Origin of the sequence: Taibaiella soli (genome assembly GCF_003236175.1) — a bacterium.
Taxonomy (GTDB): Bacteria; Bacteroidota; Bacteroidia; order Chitinophagales; family Chitinophagaceae; genus QKTW01.
Genome location: NZ_QKTW01000003.1, coordinates 170,298 through 187,810, shown reverse-complemented (window position 1 = coordinate 187,810; position 17,513 = coordinate 170,298). Strand labels below are relative to the sequence as shown.

Here is a 17,513-nt window from a genome sequence, read left to right as displayed (position 1 = left end):
TTCATATAAATTACGCTCGCTATTTTACCAGCTTCACCATCTTGTGTTCATTAGTCACTTCATCAGTCAAGGCAATGTAATAGTGCCCTGCCGGCCAATCTGACGTATTCAGATCAATAGTGGTGCTGCCACAGAAAACCGAAGTTTCAACGGACGCTATTGTTTTCCCCGTTTGATCACAGACATTAATAACCACCTTACCTTCAGTTTCGCGCTGTACCGTCAAATGCGCTGTAGTACTACTTCCTAAAGGATTTGGAAATAAGACCACATCCGTTCCATTTGATTTATCATTGTTTTTCAACACCACAATATTAGAATAGGTAGTATTGCCATCATTTTCCTCCATTTTCAAACGATAGTAACGATTCCCATTCGAAGCAACAGTGGTAAATTGATAAGTATTAGCACCAGCCATATTTTTAGCGCTCACCGATCCGATGGTTTTAAACGCAATAGCATCATCTGAATATTCTACTTCAAATTTGTCCATATTCACTTCATCCATCGTCAGCCAGTTGAGTACGTGTGCGTCGCCGGCAGCCCTGCCTGTAAAACTGATCAGCTTTAGATCTAACGGAATAAGGAAATTGATTGTATAAGTATTTGGGAAACCCCATAGTTTGGCGGCATCAGCAAATTTATAACTGAACTTCACCTGATCATATCCAGTGCCTGTAAACTTTACCATCAGCAAAGAAGGATCGTAATTATAGATTTGCTGGTTTGCTACAACAGGAATCCCATTATAATATAACGTTGCACCATCGGTTGGTACGGTGACGATGATAAGTGAATCTGTTTCGCCAAGGTCTCCGTCTTCCCAATCTGTTCCTGTAAGTGCAGCCGGGCTACCACTTAGATTGCCCACACCATTTAAAACCAACTCACTATTTTGTAAGGGCTGAGGAATATTATACGCGTCATAATCTGCGCTGGGATATTGTTCTATTCCAAAATTAATATCTGTAATATCTGAATTGCCTACCGCCACGGTGATTGCCCCGTCAACCAGACCATCACTTCCTGGCGAGTTTCCGATATGCTCCCCTGTAAAAATCCAAGTGGCGGCTAATTTAGCATTCTGTGAAAGCGCGCCTGTTATGCCCTGAATTCTGCTTACTTGTAACAGATAGGTCTGATTTGAAGGCAAATTGCTAATTTGCCAGTTTCCGCTGGCCTGCATTGCTGTGCTGGTAATTACAGTATCGCCTACTGGATCAATAACGTTGATATATAACTTTAATACAAAAATCCCCCCCATTCCAATTTCATTTACCGTGCTATCTACTAAACCATTTCCGTCGTCAAAAACATGACCGCTCAACGTCTGAAAATTACCTCCGAATGGTGTCGTGATCTGAGCATTAACCACTGATGTAAAAACGGCTGTTAAAAAACATGCAATCGTCAAACTTCTGAATAAATTGCTTTTCATAATAGACTATCTATTTACTATTGCCTTGTTATCAAAAGCTATGCCAATTATCAGGTTTTGAATACCATAATTACAATATATTATAATACACAATTCATTCTATACATTAAACTTAGAAACGATTCATTCAAGAAAATAAGCTTAGCAAATCACATTACTATTAAACACCTTTGACCTTATAGGCCAGGGTACTTGCATACGGAAAAATGCTGCAATCCATCAACATTAGAATTATCATCACACCAGTTGCTATTAAAACGACAGTGCTATCTGTAAGGACATAAAAAAAGAGCATTATTAAAATGCTCTCATTAATTTATTTGCTAACTTTTTTAAAAAACAGAAATTCTATCCGGCACTCACTTCTTTAAAGTATGTCTCCAGTTGTTTTGCAATTGCATCCCAACCAAAGCGGGAACGCACCACTTGCATACCTTTCTCACCAACTTCTTTACGCCGGTCTGTTGAATGCAGCAATTCTATAACGCTATCTGCAAAAGCCTTTGCTTCTGTTTGCATGATCACACCTTCACCAGAGGCAATACCTAAACCTTTAAAACCAATATTGGAGCACACGACAGGAATTCCCATAGCCATCGCCTCCAAAACTTTATTTTGCGTACCTGCACCGAAACGTAATGGCGCTACGACAACGCTTGCGCTGTTATAAACTTCAGCAAGATCTTTTACAAACCCGGTTACTTTGATATGATCGTTTGCAAGCGCCTGCACTTTTGGAATTGGCCGCTGGCCTGCAATTATAAATTCAAGATTTGGAAACTGCTTTCTGATTTCCGGCAATATCTCCGACGTGAAATACAACACTGCATCCACATTGGGTGCATAGTCCATGTTGCCGGTGAAGAGCAAAGTATGATTGTGTGTGTAATCGTGATTGCGCGGTGCAAAAGTTTCCAGATTGACGCCATTCGGCAGCAAATTAATATTGCTGACATGATGTTCATAGCGCAAATATTCCAGATCTTCCGATGAGCATACCAGAGACATATCGTATGACTCCAGTATTTTCTCATAACGTAACACCCGACGTTGTTCTACGTTTTCAAATGTGCGGGTCAGAAACCCACGTGGTATTTCCTTGCGGCGTTTCCAGTAAAGAGAAAATGCGTCTGGTAAATCAAGTATACGCGGTACATCTTTCCGCTGATACATATAGGGCGACATGCGCAGGTGTTGCACGTGGACTGCATCAAATTGCTCCTTCTTCAGTAATTCATCCAGCTTGCGCTTCATCTCACCCGACTGAAAATACAAAACCTGTAAAGGTTTGCTGTCCCACAATGCAGTAAGACATTGCAGCGCAGATTTCCATTTTGGCAGATAAATGAAATGAACTTCTTTGAAGATTTTTTTTAGCTCAGCTTCATATTGCAGATCTTCCTTCGTTTGCGCAAAAGTGAGCAAATGAAGTTCATGGCTATCTTTCAGCTTGGAAGCAAGATTGTATATCTTAAGTTTGTCTCCGCGATAAGGCGGATATGGCACACGATTCGCTAAAAAGAGAAGTTTCATCTGAAGGAAAAAGACTTATTTAAATTTCCGAATGGTTTACGGTAGAACGGTAAAATTGTGCCATAAACAAATATTGATCCTGGTCACTACTGCGTAACCAGGATCAACCATTCATTTACTATAACGCGATTATCGCAGAATTTCGTGTCCGAGCTTATCGCGTTTTGTTTGCAGATAAAACTCGTTATGCGGATTTGGTGCAATTTCAATAGGAACGTTCTCCACAATTTCCAGTCCATAACCCAACAAGCCTGCACGTTTGCGCGGATTGTTAGTCATCAGTTTTAATTTGGAAACACCGAGATGACGGAGAATTTGCGCACCTACACCATAATCACGCTGGTCATTTTTGAAACCCAGTGCAAGATTCGCTTCTACGGTGTCCTTACCTTCCTCCTGCAGTTTGTAGGCTTTCAGTTTATTCAGCAATCCAATACCACGACCTTCCTGATTCATATAAAGCACTACACCTTTGCCGGCAGCTTCTACCATTTCCATAGATTTCTGCAGTTGTTCACCACAATCACAACGAAGTGAATGCAGGATATCGCCGGTAAAGCAAGAACTGTGAACGCGCACCAGAATCGGTTCGTCTTTTTCCCACTCCCCTTTTTTCAAAGCCAGATGTTGTTCGCCTGTATTCGTCTGGCGGAATGCGATCAGTTCAAAATTGCCGTGTTTAGTCGGCATTTGCACACGCACTTCTTCTTCGATCAGAGATTCAGTAGCGAGGCGGTAAGAAATCAGGTCTTTAATGGAAATGATTTTCAGGTCGAATTTCTTTGCGATTTCCATCAGTTCCGGCAAACGAGCCATGGTACCATCATCGTTCATGATTTCAACCAGAACGCCAGCAGGTTCAAAACCAGCCAGACGTGCCAGGTCCACAGTAGCTTCCGTATGTCCGGTACGACGTAAAACGCCTTCGTTTCTTGCTCTCAGCGGAAAAATGTGACCCGGACGGCCCAGATCTTCCGGCTTCGTATTTGGATCGATCAGCGCCTGAACAGTCATAGCGCGATCATGTGCAGAAATACCTGTAGTGCAGCCATTTCCGATCAGATCAACTGAAACGGTAAATGGAGTTTGGTGTAACACAGTATTATCTTCAACCATCAGGTTGAGTTTCAGTTCTTCACATCTTTGCTCTGTAATTGGAGCGCAGATCAGTCCACGACCGTGTTTTGACATGAAGTTGATGATCTCCGGTGTGACATTGCGTGCAGCAGTTACAAAATCGCCTTCATTTTCACGATCTTCATCATCCACCACAATCAGCAATTTTCCTTGTTTTAAATCCTCCAACGCGGATTCAATTGTATCAAGCATATTATAAGCCCTCCGACTATATATTTAGGAAATGCAAAGTTACTATTTATTGGCGCTTTAACGGCATGTGATTCTCTATGGTGTGATAGCTTTTCTTTGACTTCCGAGGAGTTGCAAAAGCTTACCCAGTAAGCCATCCATGATATTTTTTTGATTATATACTTCTATCAGTAGCTGTTGCCCGGCTGTGGCAATATTTTCTGCCTTGTGTTTATGGTGCATAGCGTAGTAAATCGCGTCTGCAAATTCCTGTTCTGTATTGGCCATCAGATAATGAACACCTGGTTCGGCCGCAATACCCTGCATCCCTGTTTCTGTACTGATCACCAGCTTACCTGTGGCCATCGCTTCCATGATCTTAATACGAATCCCTCCACCTGATCGGAGCGGCACAATTAAAATCTTCTTATCGGCTATAAATTCGTCTGCATCTTTTACCTCGCCCATACAATGCACGCCTTTTCCTTGCTTCGAAAAGAAGCGCTCCGGCATATTTCTACCAGCAAAGGAGAATTGAAAACGTGGCATCAATTTATGCACCAGGGGCCAGATATCGTTCAGAAACCAGTCCATCGCTTCGATATTCGGCAGCCAGTCCATAGCGCCAATATGATAAGCCGTCCAGTGCTCCTCCACTTCTATATGCGAATCACGCAATGTAATACCAAACGGAGTCACCACCTGCGGTGTACGACAACCAGACTTCCGGATGATATCACCATCAGCCTGCGTAATCGGTAACAGCAAATCAAACTGCGACCAGATCTGCATTTCGAAACGGCGAATACGCTTCGCAAGATTTTTGAGATAAAAACGCTTTACCGGTTGCGATGTTTCTTTGGCAAGCCGTTCCCAAATCTGATATTCCACATTATGCAAACGCTGTATGGTAAGGGCATTGGAGACTTCTTTAATTACCGGAAGGTATACCGAAAGGTAAATGCTTTCCATTTGGATCACATCCGGTTTAAAATGCTTGATGATCGAAAGCAATTTTTTCTGAAAAGCAGCATTCGTGAAACGATCGGCATGTTCCGGCTGCGTGCTGAAAAAGAAATTATTCAGTGTTGCCAGCCATTTAATATCATTGTCCACATCTACCGTATCCAGTTTATGAATACCCGGATAAAGCTTGTGAATTTTCTCTTTACTCACATGATGTCGTGAAGTATTCATTGCCAGCAGATACACCTGCCAGCCTTCCTTCCGGAAACCTTCTATCATGGCGTCCATAGCGAGAGCGCCACCATCTTTGAGCGGATAAGGAACACGGTTGGTCAGTATCAGAATGCGCCGGCCTGTCATAATTAAACTACAAAAATAGAGGAGCCAGTTTAAAATTCATTCATTGTCTTTGTAATAGGCGCTAAACCTCTGCTTAAACGCTTATTTTTACAGCATGGCAGCCAAAAAAATGGTGTTTCTCGGCAGCAAACCTGTCGGATATAAATGTTTCGCTTATCTGTTAGAACATAAAGATGAACTGAATATTGAAGTTGTTGGTTTATTAACTCAAAAACGAAAAGAATTCGAAGGTTCGTATGATCTGGAAGATATCGCAAGGAAATATGACGTTCCTGTGATTGAAACGCTCCGTGAATTGCCTGATTGCGATATTCTGTACTCTGTTCAATACCATCAGATTTTAAAAGCGGAAGATATTGCCAAAGCAAAAGAAATAGCTGTCAACCTGCACATGGCGCCACTGCCGGAATACCGCGGCTGCAACCAGTTTTCATTCGCTATCATTGATGGTAAGAACGAATTTGGCACAACCGTTCACGTCATGGATCCGCGCATTGATCACGGAGATATTTTGTTTCAAAAGCGTTTTCCTATAAAAGATGATTGCTGGGTGAATGATCTGTATCAGAAAACAGAAGATGCTTCGGTAAAACTGTTTCAGCAAACATTGGCAGCACTGATACAAGGCAAATACAATCGCTTACCACAAGCTGCGCTGGAAGCCCGTTACGGCGCCTCACTCCATTTCCGCAATGAAATGACAGCTTTAAAACACATCGATCTTTCCTGGCCGAAAGAAAAAATACTTAAACACATCCGTGCCACTTCTATGCCAGGTTTTGAACCACCTTATTTTATACTCGATGGTCAAAAAATGTATATCACGGAAAAGCGCCCATGAGTAGCAAAAAGATTGTTCTGACTATTACTTCAGACCCCAATTACGACCAACGCATGAACCGCATCTGTACTTCACTGCACAATGCCGGTTATGATGTAACGCTCATCGGCCGGGAAAGGCCCAACAGCAAGCCCCTTATAGAGCGCAGCTTCCGTCAGATCCGCATCAAACAACGGATAGATCAGGGTAAATTATTTTACGCGATTTACAACCTGAAACTGTTTCTGCGTATGCTGTTCATGAAAATGGATGCGGTGTGCGCAATAGATCTCGATACCATTCTGCCTGTTTACTATATTTCAAAACTGCGCCGCAAACCTCGTGTATATGACGCACATGAGCTTTTCTGCGAAATGGAAGAAGTGGTGACCCGTCCTGCTACGCAGAAAATGTGGTATGCTATAGAACGCCATACGGTTCCGAATTTCCCTTACGGATACACGGTTAATAAAAGCTACGTAGATGAATACCGCCGCATGTACGGCGTGGAATACGCGATTGTACGCAATGCTACTGTGCTTCGTCCATTGACTATTCCTGAGAAAAAAGAAAAATACATTTTGTATCAGGGTGCTGTAAACCACGGACGGTGTTTTGAGCAATTGATTCCTGCCATGCAACATGTAGATGCGAAACTGATTATTTGCGGGGAAGGTAATTTTTATAAAGGCGCACAGGAAATAGCACAGCAGCTGGGTTTGCAGGACAAGATAATTTTCAAGGGTTATGTTCCGCCACATGAATTACCGGAATACACACTGCATGCTTCTGTAGGCATTACGCTCTTTGTTGCCACCAGCCGGAGTAATGAGCTGTCGTTGGCCAACCGCTTCTTTGATTACATGCATTCGGGCGTTCCGCAACTGGCAGCGCGTTATCCCGAGTATGAAAATATCAATCGTGAATTTGAAATTGCTTCGCTGTTAGATGAGATTACACCGGAAACTATAGCAACAGCATTAAATAAGCTATTGACTGATAACGCATATTATCAGCGCCTGCAGCAAAATTGCCTGAAAGCGCGCGAAATCTATTGCTGGCAGGAAGAAGAAAAAAGATTGTTGGCCGTCTATCAAAAATTATTTACCAATGCCTGATGCTGCGCGTAGCACGATTCGCTTCAGCGTTATTATTCCCGCTTATAATGCGGCAAAAACGATTGTGCGTGCTATCGAATCCTGCCTGCAGCAATCTTATCCACCGGCTGAAATCATTGTGGTGAATGATGCCAGCAGCGATGATACGGAACAAGTAATTCTCGCTGATTTTAATGATCGCATCCGGTATATTTCGCTGACGAAAAACCGTGGCGCAGGTGGCGCGCGCAATGAAGGACTAAAGCTGGCAACTGGTGATTTTATTGCATTTCAGGATGCGGATGATGTCTGGCATAAAGACAAACTGCAACTTATTGCTGATCAGTTATCGCAAAACGCATCAATCCGTTTTCTGTATCATCCTTACACATTGTCTTCCGTGGATTATGATGCCCGCAAACGAACGTTCTCTACTACAAAATATCCATTGAAAAAACTATTGTGGAGCAATCCTATCGGTACGCCATGCACAGTATTAATCAATGACGGTAAACTGCGGTTCAATGAAGATATGCGCTACATGGAGGACTTTGATCTTTGGCTGCGTGCAGGAGATAAATACGGCATCTGGTTTCTAGATCTTCCGTTAACGCAAATCAACAGGCCGATACTTTCTGAAGGCGGTCTCAGCAGTAATCGCTGGCGTATGCGTAAAGGGGAAATAAAAGCCTATATACACCTCTCCAAACGCAATCCTCTCTATTATCCACTGTTGCCATTTCTTATTGGATTTGGCTTGTTCAAACATTTCATCAAGTCATTCAGTCCGCCGAGAAGCAACTATTAACCCCCCAGCCCCTGAAGGGGAGTTTCAATACGCGTATGCTTTACCTAAAGTGCTATAAAAAACGGCCTGCAATGCAGACCGTTCCTCACAATATTTTCCACAGCTGCATTACAACCCGCTGTTTTGAATTTTTACTTTTGAATTTTGATTTCGCTACGCGATTCCAGCATGCGTCACATCTTTCATCTGGCCATGTTCTATACGCACCACTCTTGCAGGATATTTCTGGATAATTGTATAATCGTGCGTCGCCATAATAAATGCAGTCTGATAATCACGACAGATATTAAACAGCAATTGCATGATCTCATCTGTTGTATCCGGATCCAGGTTTCCCGTAGGTTCGTCAGCGATAATCAGCTTTGGATTATTGAGTAAAGCACGGGCAATATCCACACGCTGTTGTTCACCACCACTCATTTCATAAGGCATTTTAAAGCCTTTGCTTTTTAACCCTACTTTACTGAGTACATTTTCAATTTTCTCAGCCATCAGGTTTTTATCTTTCCAACCGGTTGCTTTCAGAACAAACTCCAGATTTTCCTGAACATTGCGATCTGTCAGCAGACGGAAATCCTGAAACACAATACCCAGATTACGGCGCAACAACGGAATATTCTGCCATTTAAGATCCTTCAGGTTAAACCCGGCAACGTTTCCGTCACCTTCTTTTAAATACAAATCACCATAGAGTGTTTTCAACAAACTTGATTTGCCGCTACCCGTTTTACCGATCATATAAATAAACTCTCCCTTCTGCACTTCGAAGTTTACATCAGAAAGAATTAGATTTTTACCTTGATATATATTAGCCTGTCTTAAGGACACGATAGAATCGCTCATAGCCTCAGTTTGTTTCCAACAAATATAAACGCTTAAACTTTAACTCGGTTAAGCGAATTGCTTAAAAATGTATAAAAATAGAAAGGGCGCTCTTTTCAGAACGCCCTTTAGTATTTCAGAAAAAGCAGTGATTAATACACTACCAGTTTTTCTGTGTTAGTACGGTTATTGCTAACTACCTGTACGAGGTACATACCTTTTACAGAAATAGCAGTTGCCGGAATTTCAACAGTTGTAACACTACCGCTCAGTTGTTGCTGTGCAGTGAATACTACTTTACCAGCGATATCAGTTACGCGGATCTGAGCAGTACCGTTACCACCTTTGATGTAAAGGTTAGAGCTACCCGTTGTTGGGTTCGGAGCCAGAGTCACGCCTTCTTTTTCAATTTCTGTAGGATTTACGCCTGTAGGCATAGCAGTGATCTGCAGACGGTCCATGTAGAAGTTGTTACCGGAACCAATGCCGTACGTAGCGTCAGCACCTGGTTTGTAACGGAAACGGAAGAAAGTTTTAGCTGAACGTGCTGCAGGAGGAATGTTGATGCTTTGCAGTGCCCAATCGCCAGGCCATCCCGGAGCAAAGAAGCCCTCGATAGTACCGTTCGTATGCAGTGTGCCTCTTGTGAGAGAAGTCAACAATCTCCAAGTGTTTGCGCAGTCTGTAGAGTACCAGATTTCCAGTGAGTCTCTCATATCTGCAGCAACAGTTGTACGAGATGCACTTGCACTCATAAAGTTCAGGTTACAATTAGCACCGTAGCGAGCGTCAGTAAGATTGAAAGCCGGTGTGAACAGATCATCGTAGTCACCTTGTGGCGTACCAGTCAGTTCAGAAGAGAACACATAGCTTTTGCTGCGTGTATCATAGTTGTTGTAACAGATCGCGCTATTATCGAATGTACCGATAGTAGAAGTAGACCATTTGAAGTTGTTATTGAAATAGTTGAACATTGGCCATTTGTCAAGGCTTCCGCTAAACTCTTCCACATAACCTTCCGGATCCATACCTGTAGTATCCGCTACATAAACAGCCTGACGTGAAATAGTGCCGGTGCCTGAAGTACCGTTACCTGTTGCAGTAAGCGTTACTGTTGCCCAACCTGGCTGAGCGAACTTGGTTGTTACTGTAGAAGTGCTCGTAGAAGAAGGATTCGCACCGTTAGTGAACTCCCAGTTGAGGCCAACGATTGTATCATTCCAGCTACGGTTAATGAAAGTAAAGGTGTAGTTGTTCGCACAACCGAATGCTTTATCAGATGCTAATTTATCACCAGTAGCAGAACCTGTGTTTCTCGCCAGGGAGAAATCCGCAACCGGAGCCATATCAGGCAGTGGTTGTAAAGCACCTGTAGCAAGAAGGTTTGTATCGTTAAACAGGTGATTACGTTGTGCTGTAGCGCTCAGCAAAGCAGCACGCATACGCTGACCCTGACCGAACGTAAACATTTTGGAACAATAAGTATAGTCCATGATGTTTTGTGCGTTGGTTGTATCAGGATAGTTCACGTAAAACGTTGCAGTACTATCGTAAGTAGAGTCGTTGATCTTCGGAGGTGCTACAGCCCAGGCTTCACCATACAGATTAAGAAACTGCTCGAAAGAATATGTTTTAGCATATCCTGTTGCACAAGTTGAATCGTACAGGTTAGCAGGCGTACAACCGTTACCATTGCTTGGTGGGTTGTGACCTTTTGTTGGCGGAGTATCATCTACGTCATCGTCACCACAAGCTACACCTGGTTGGTTCGTATTACCCCAAGGGTGAGCGAGGTTCAGACAGTGACCCAGTTCGTGCGCGATTGTATTATCAACCTGCGCATAACTTGCCAGAGACATTACACCATCAATATATGGGTTACCGGCGGCAGCTGGTGGCTGATAAGCGTAAGCCGCAGCCTGACCATTTGCAGCACTCATCGTACGGATAAACCATACGTTCATGTAAGAGTTTGGTGCCCACTGATCAAATTTCGCGTTGTCACCTGCGTTATATGATACATAAGAACGGCGACGAGTAATACCGCGTGTCGGATTACCGCTTGGATCTTTAGTAGCCAGGTGGAAGCGAATGTTTATTTTACCGATATAGTCTTTGGTTGTACCAGGAATTTTACCAGCGAATGTTGGAATAACCTGTGCCAGCTGAGCTGTATTGGTTTTAGAATAAGCCTGATTGATATCCTCTACCAGCGTGAAGATGGTGCTGTCCGGCAGGTATTCTGTACCATAGTCGTGCACTATGTGAAATACCAGTGGAATATCATAAATCGTATTCTCATCCACATTTGTAGTTCTTGCAAATTTTTGCAAGTTCATATGCTTCATGTTCTGTGCAATTTCCGCTTCCAGTTGTTTTTCATACATGGCAACTTCCGGATGCGCAGCTTTATACCGCTGATAAGCTTCGTCTGAACCGCACGGCAATTGTGCGTTGGCTGTACTTCCGATAAGTGCTGCCGCAGACATTAATAGTATAGCTTTCTTTACCATTTTGTGTTATTAAAAGAATAGATATCGTTGGTTAAAATCAAAGATAAAACTTCCCGTTAAAAAATTGATAAGAATTAGGAATTTGCCAATAAATTTATTATCTTATGACATTTCTCGATAATACACCTCTGAGAAAGGTTTCCGCGATTTCGTCATGTGTCGCAGCAACGACTTTACAGCAACAAGATTTCCACATTTGTTAGCAATAGACATATAATAAGAAAGCCATCTACGTTAGATGGCTTTCTTATTTATAAAAATCAAAATATTATTCATCTAGTTTCAAAACAGCCAGGAAGGCCTCTTGCGGCACGTCTACGCTACCAATCTGACGCATGCGTTTTTTACCTTCTTTCTGCTTTTCCAACAACTTACGCTTACGGGAGATGTCACCACCATAACATTTTGCAGTTACGTCTTTACGCATTGCAGAAATGGTTTCGCGAGCCACAATCTTCGCACCAATAGCGGCTTGAATTGCGATCATGAACTGCTGGCGTGGCAGTAGCTCTTTCAGTTTTGCACAGAGCTTGCGACCGAAATCCTGTGCGCGGCTACGGTGAATCAGCGCACTCAACGCATCCACTTTATCACCGTTCAACAGGATATCCATTTTGCAGATATCACTTTCGCGATAGTCGATCGGATGGTAGTCAAATGATGCGTAACCACGGGTAGAAGATTTCAGCTTATCATAGAAATCAAATACGATCTCCGTGAGCGGCATTTCGAAGATCAACTCTACGCGGTTCGATGTAAGGTAATTTTGATTGATCAGGAGACCACGTTTACCCAAACAAAGACTCATGATATTACCGATATAATCTGGCAATGTGATGATCTGCGCACGGATAAACGGCTCTTCAAACATTTTGAGCTTTGTCGGCTCCGGCATTTCTGTCGGATTGTTCACGATCAGTTTTTCACCGTTATTTAAATAGGCGATAAAACTTACGTTCGGAACAGTTGTAATTACCGTTTGATTAAACTCGCGTTCCAGACGCTCCTGGATAATTTCCATGTGGAGCATACCAAGGAAGCCACAACGAAAACCGAAACCAAGTGCCTGTGAAGTTTCCGGTTCAAATGTGAGGGAAGCATCATTAAGCTGCAGCTTCTCCATACATTCGCGGAGTTCTTCAAAATCGTCTGTTTCTACCGGGAAAATACCGGCAAATACCATTGGTTTCACTTCTTCAAAACCATTAATTGGTTCCGAACTCGGATTATTTACCAGCGTAATGGTATCCCCTACTTTAATTTCCTTCGCATCTTTGATACCAGTAATGATATAACCTACGTCGCCGGTTTTTACTTCCGTTTTCGGAGCAAGACCCATTTTCAGGATACCTACTTCATCAGCGCCATATTCATTATCTGTATGGAAGAACTTGATCTTGTCGTTTTTCTTGATAGAACCGTTGAATACGCGATAATAAGCGATTACACCACGGAAAGAGTTAAACACCGAGTCAAAGATCAATGCCTGCAACGGTGCTTCCGGATTGCCTTTCGGAGCCGGAATGCGTTCTACAACTGCAGCCATGATCTCTTCGATACCGATACCTGATTTACCAGATGCCAGTACGATTTCTTCAGGTTTACAACCAATCAGATCTACGATCTGGTCGGTCACTTCAGGGATCATTGCCCCTTCCATATCAATTTTATTGATCACCGGAATAATTTCCAGATCATTATCTAATGCCAGATAAAGGTTGGAGATCGTCTGCGCCTGAATACCCTGAGAGGCATCCACCAGCAGCAAAGCACCTTCACAAGCGGCCAGCGCACGGCTTACTTCATAAGAAAAGTCTACGTGGCCGGGAGTATCGATCAGGTTGATGGTGTATTTCTGACCTTTATACTCATATTCCATCTGAATTGCGTGACTCTTGATGGTAATACCTTTTTCACGTTCCAGATCCATGTCATCCAAAACCTGGGCCTGCATTTCACGCTCAGAGATCGTTTTGGTAAATTCCAGCAGGCGGTCTGCCAATGTACTCTTACCGTGATCAATATGGGCTATGATACAAAAATTCCTAATATGCTGCATTTGACTCATACAAGCCACAAAAATACATTAAAAACACGGGTATTAAAGGGTTTTCTGCCGAAGGCTGTTTTAAATTTTAGTGTGGTCTCCAACAGGCGCACAAAAAAGCCTCTTCTAGCTTATCCAAAGGAGAATGTCAATAGACAGTAACCAATGTTCAAGGCTAAAAGGAATCTAGGTTAAAATTTGCAGCATTTGCGAAAATTAAAGCTTCGGGGCGAATTGTGTACAACCGGTAGTCTCGAAGGAAGAGCGCTTCTAGCACGAGTAATTTAGATTCCGATCACTCACAACTGACCACTCACAAAATCGCAAATTAGCGATCAAAAAATCAGCGATTCGCATGGCACGGTTTTGCTCCCTCCTTTTTCCTGAACCACAAATGAGACACTATGAAAAGGATATTACCAGGCCTGCTCTTTGTGACACTTTTGTCATTGAGCGGATGCCAACTGATCGGAGACATTTTTAAAGCCGGCGTATGGTCCGGAATTTTATTGGTTGTAGTCGTTGTAGGGATTATCATTTTTATCATCGCCAAGGTATTTGGCGGCAGCAAATAAATCATTTCTTTTTTCACTATATAAAGCACAACATTATGAATAAGCTGTTGACAGGCGCATTGATCGGATTAGCCATCGGGCTTTTGATCGCTCCGGAAAAAGGAGATGACATGCGCACCGATATCGCCGACAAGGCCGACAAACTGAAAAGAAAACTCAACAAAATGATGGGCAGAACCGGACCGGAACTGAGCGACCTCAAAAACATACTAGGTGAAGAAATTGTAGGACTGAAAGACGACGTACGCCGCCGTATGCTCACCATCCTCGAAGAAAGTAAAAACAGCATGAACCATATCCGAAATGGCATGGCTTAAGAGCTTGAAGTTGCTGTACTGACGGTGAAGGCGCTCCCATAAAGTCTTAGACAGCTTTGGGATCAAGAGCAACCCTCCCGCTTTACAACCAACACTCCCGAAAAAATTCCGCATTGTTTGCGGAATTTTTTTTGCCCTCGAAAAGCTGAAAGCCTAAAGCACAAAGCTTAAAGCTGCGTTATCCCGGAGCGCGTTCTGCCTTAGGCTTTAGGCCTTTCGCCAAATTTAATCATTTGATTAAATTTTTTGTTTAAAACAATAGAACAATTTACATTTACTGCATATTTATAAGCTGATATGCCGAAAAAAGCGCCCATTGAAAAAGATGTTTCAGCAGAAGAAAAGATAAAAGAAGCTGCGCGGAAACTGTTTACCACCAAAGGTTATGCGGCGACAAAAACGCGCGACATCGCTCAGGAAGCGGGCATTAATCTGGCATTGCTCAATTATTATTTCCGCAGTAAGGAGAAATTATTCCACATCATCCGTGCCGAAAGTCTGCATAAAATAGGATTGGAGATAGTTCGCATCATTTATGAGACTGATACTTCGCTCGAAGAGAAAATTAAAAAACTGGTTGCCTATTATACCGAAACCTTGATGAAGGAGCCAGACCTGCCACTTTTTGTACTCACGGAAATCCGCAATAATCCAGAGCAACTTGTGGACACCATCGGCATTCGTGACAAAGTGATGAATTCTGTCCTCATGCAGCAAATTATGCAAGGCGTGATGTCTGGTAAATTAAGGCCGATCCATCCCGTTCACTTTATTATCAATACAATCAGCCTTACCGTTTTCCCATTTGTGGCGGGGCCAATGTTGAAATTAGTCGCCAATCTCAACGATGATTCATTTGCTGCTTTAACCACAGAGCGAAAAGAACTCGTTCCGGAATGGATTATGATGATAATGTCTCAACCAGAAAAAAAATAAACACGATTCGCCAAACAGCAATCTTATGCGCATAAAATATTACAGCATCCTGCTAGCGTCGTTACTGCTTTTTTCCTGCGGTAAAAAAGAACAGCAATTCGATTCTTCCGGCACGTTTGAAACGGATGAAACCATTATCTCAGCAGAAGCTACCGGGCCAATCAGAACGCTGGATCTGGCAGAAGGTCAGACCCTGAAGGCCGGACAAATGATCGGTTATATAGACACCACACAACTTTATTATAAAAAGCGTCAGCTGGAACGCCAGATAGGTGCGAATCTTAGTCAATTGCCAGATGTAGCCACACAACTCGCTTCCCTTCGCCAACAATTAAAAACAGCAGAGCACGAACTGAATCGTACGCGAAATGTGGTCAGCACGGGCGCCGCAGTGGGTAAAGAGTTAGATGACCGTCAGGCGCAGGTTGATCTGTTGAAAAAGCAAATTGCGGCACAGGAATCTTCGCTAAGTGTTTCTACCAAAACAATCACGCAATCTACCAGTCCGATAGTAGAACAAATTGCGCAGCTCAATGACCAGTTGCAAAAAAGCTATATCATCAATCCGATCAATGGAACTGTATTGACAAAATATGCGCAGGCAAATGAAATGGCTACCACGGGAAAAGCATTGTACAAAATTGCAGATCTCTCCTACCTCAATCTACGGGCTTATATCACCGGCAATCAATTTGCTCAGGCAAAACTTGGACAACATGTAAAAGTCTTTACCGATGATGGCAACGGAAAGTATAAGACATATGATGGCACCATTATCTGGATTGCAGACAAAGCAGAATTCACACCAAAGACAATACAAACAAAAGAAGAACGTGCCAATCTTGTTTACGCCATTAAAGTGCGGGTAAAAAATGATGGTTATCTCAAAATCGGGATGTACGCTGATCTCAATTTGACCGATCATGAAAAATGAGCCAAACATATTGCTGCCAGAAATTGCCATTCATTGCGACCAAATCAAAAAGACGTATGACAAGGGTGAAGTAATTGCAGTTGACAATGTATCATTTGATGTGAAACGCGGTGAACTATTTGGATTAATTGGCCCCGATGGCGCTGGAAAGACCAGCATCTTCCGGATATTAACGACGTTACTGCTGGCCGATTCCGGCGATGCTAGCGTAGATGGATTCGATGTAGTAAAAGATTACAAAGCCATTCGTCAGCGTGTGGGCTACATGCCAGGCAAATTTTCATTGTATCAGGATCTTTCTGTAGAAGAAAATCTAAACTTCTTTGCTACCATTTTCAATACTTCGCTGAAAGAAAATTACGATCTGATCAAAGACATTTATGTTCAGATAGAGCCGTTTAAGAAACGTAGAGCCGGCGCGCTTTCTGGCGGCATGAAACAAAAGCTGGCGTTGTGCTGCGCCTTGATTCATAAACCTTCCGTTTTATTTCTCGATGAACCCACAACTGGCGTAGACGCTGTATCAAGAAAGGAATTCTGGGAGATGCTCAAGAAGCTGAAGGAACAAAATATTTCTATTTTAGTCTCTACACCATACATGGATGAAGCGACGCTTTGCGATCGAATTGCTTTGATTCAGGAAGGAAAAATATTATCAATAGACACACCGGAAAACATTGTAAAAAGCTATCCGGGCAAACTATTCGCCATCAAAGGGAAGAGTACCTACCAGTTGATGCAGGGATTGCGGCAATTGGAAGACGTAGGCTTGAGTTATGCTTTCGGAGAATACATTCATCTGACGTTTAAAAAAGATTCGGCCGATAACGAAACTGATTTACGAAAACATCTACAGGAGACGAATATTGATGTAACGGAAATTAAAGAGATAAAACCAACGATTGAGGACGAGTTTATACGACTGAGCCTCCTCTAATCAATTGACAATGGACAATGGACAGTGAAGTGTCGCCCTTCGACTCCGCTCAGGGTGACAAACGAGGTACAGATGTCTTGGTAAGCAAACGAAGTACAGATG

At 42.8% G+C, this 17,513-nt stretch carries 15 protein-coding genes; 8 read left to right on the top strand and 7 right to left on the bottom strand.

Annotated features, from left to right (window positions below; translation table 11 throughout):
- Window positions 1-19: 19 nt before the first annotated feature.
- From DN068_RS02655 to DN068_RS02640, 4 genes are all read right to left on the bottom strand, one after another.
- Window positions 20-1,438 carry a T9SS type A sorting domain-containing protein gene (locus tag DN068_RS02655; RefSeq protein ID WP_110997336.1) on the bottom strand — a complete coding sequence of 473 codons (1,419 nt, stop codon included), beginning with the start codon at window positions 1,436-1,438 and terminating at the stop codon, window positions 20-22.
- Window positions 1,439-1,786: 348 nt separating this feature from the next.
- Window positions 1,787-2,971 carry a glycosyltransferase gene (locus DN068_RS02650; RefSeq protein ID WP_110997335.1) on the bottom strand — a complete coding sequence of 395 codons (1,185 nt, stop codon included), beginning with the start codon at window positions 2,969-2,971 and terminating at the stop codon, window positions 1,787-1,789.
- Between the two features lie 129 nt (window positions 2,972-3,100).
- Window positions 3,101-4,300 (bottom strand): bifunctional 3,4-dihydroxy-2-butanone-4-phosphate synthase/GTP cyclohydrolase II, encoded by a 1,200-nt coding sequence (locus DN068_RS02645; RefSeq protein WP_110997334.1) that lies wholly within the window; start codon window positions 4,298-4,300, stop codon window positions 3,101-3,103.
- Window positions 4,301-4,375: 75 nt separating this feature from the next.
- A complete protein-coding gene (locus DN068_RS02640; protein ID WP_110997333.1) occupies window positions 4,376-5,605 on the bottom strand; it encodes a glycosyltransferase family 4 protein in 1,230 nt (409 codons plus the stop codon).
- A 94-nt stretch (window positions 5,606-5,699) separates the two neighbouring features.
- On the opposite strand from DN068_RS02640, the gene DN068_RS02635 reads away from it, so the two are divergent.
- Genes DN068_RS02635 through DN068_RS02625 form a run of 3 tightly spaced genes read left to right on the top strand, consistent with a single transcriptional unit; the run spans window position 5,700 to window position 8,330 of the window.
- Window positions 5,700-6,446, top strand: coding sequence for a formyltransferase family protein (locus DN068_RS02635; protein ID WP_110997332.1), 747 nt, complete (start codon window positions 5,700-5,702; stop codon window positions 6,444-6,446).
- The gene (locus DN068_RS02630) at window positions 6,443-7,543 is read left to right on the top strand and encodes a glycosyltransferase (protein ID WP_243630070.1); all 1,101 of its coding nucleotides are present in this window, start codon (window positions 6,443-6,445) and stop codon (window positions 7,541-7,543) included. The genes DN068_RS02635 and DN068_RS02630 overlap by 4 nt, the downstream gene beginning before the upstream one ends.
- Window positions 7,536-8,330 carry a glycosyltransferase family 2 protein gene (locus DN068_RS02625; protein ID WP_110997330.1) on the top strand — a complete coding sequence of 265 codons (795 nt, stop codon included), beginning with the start codon at window positions 7,536-7,538 and terminating at the stop codon, window positions 8,328-8,330. Before DN068_RS02630 ends, DN068_RS02625 begins: the two co-directional genes overlap by 8 nt.
- Before the next feature lie 153 nt (window positions 8,331-8,483).
- Here DN068_RS02625 and DN068_RS02620 read toward each other — a convergent pair whose 3' ends face one another.
- The 3 genes from DN068_RS02620 to lepA all read right to left on the bottom strand — a co-directional run bounded on the left by DN068_RS02620 (window position 8,484) and on the right by lepA (window position 13,724).
- Window positions 8,484-9,173 (bottom strand): cell division ATP-binding protein FtsE, encoded by a 690-nt coding sequence (locus DN068_RS02620; RefSeq protein WP_110997329.1) that lies wholly within the window; start codon window positions 9,171-9,173, stop codon window positions 8,484-8,486.
- Between the two features lie 131 nt (window positions 9,174-9,304).
- Window positions 9,305-11,665: a zinc-dependent metalloprotease gene (locus tag DN068_RS02615; RefSeq protein ID WP_110997328.1), complete on the bottom strand. Its 2,361-nt coding sequence runs from the start codon at window positions 11,663-11,665 to the stop codon at window positions 9,305-9,307.
- A 268-nt stretch (window positions 11,666-11,933) separates the two neighbouring features.
- Entirely contained in the window at window positions 11,934-13,724 is a 1,791-nt protein-coding gene (lepA, locus tag DN068_RS02610; RefSeq protein ID WP_110997327.1) for a translation elongation factor 4, read from the bottom strand.
- Window positions 13,725-14,116: 392 nt separating this feature from the next.
- On the opposite strand from lepA, the gene DN068_RS22025 reads away from it, so the two are divergent.
- From DN068_RS22025 to DN068_RS02590, 5 genes are all read left to right on the top strand, one after another.
- Window positions 14,117-14,287: a hypothetical protein gene (locus DN068_RS22025; protein ID WP_165836261.1), complete on the top strand. Its 171-nt coding sequence runs from the start codon at window positions 14,117-14,119 to the stop codon at window positions 14,285-14,287.
- A gap of 35 nt (window positions 14,288-14,322) precedes the next feature.
- Window positions 14,323-14,604 (top strand): YtxH domain-containing protein, encoded by a 282-nt coding sequence (locus DN068_RS02605; protein WP_165836260.1) that lies wholly within the window; start codon window positions 14,323-14,325, stop codon window positions 14,602-14,604.
- 297 nt (window positions 14,605-14,901) lie between these two features.
- Window positions 14,902-15,540 carry a TetR/AcrR family transcriptional regulator gene (locus tag DN068_RS02600; protein WP_110997325.1) on the top strand — a complete coding sequence of 213 codons (639 nt, stop codon included), beginning with the start codon at window positions 14,902-14,904 and terminating at the stop codon, window positions 15,538-15,540.
- A 25-nt stretch (window positions 15,541-15,565) separates the two neighbouring features.
- On the top strand, window positions 15,566-16,474 hold the full coding sequence (locus DN068_RS02595) for an HlyD family secretion protein (RefSeq protein WP_110997324.1): 909 nt from the start codon (window positions 15,566-15,568) through the stop codon (window positions 16,472-16,474).
- On the top strand, window positions 16,464-17,411 hold the full coding sequence (locus DN068_RS02590; RefSeq protein WP_207798836.1) for an ABC transporter ATP-binding protein: 948 nt from the start codon (window positions 16,464-16,466) through the stop codon (window positions 17,409-17,411). Before DN068_RS02595 ends, DN068_RS02590 begins: the two co-directional genes overlap by 11 nt.
- Window positions 17,412-17,513: the final 102 nt, after the last annotated feature.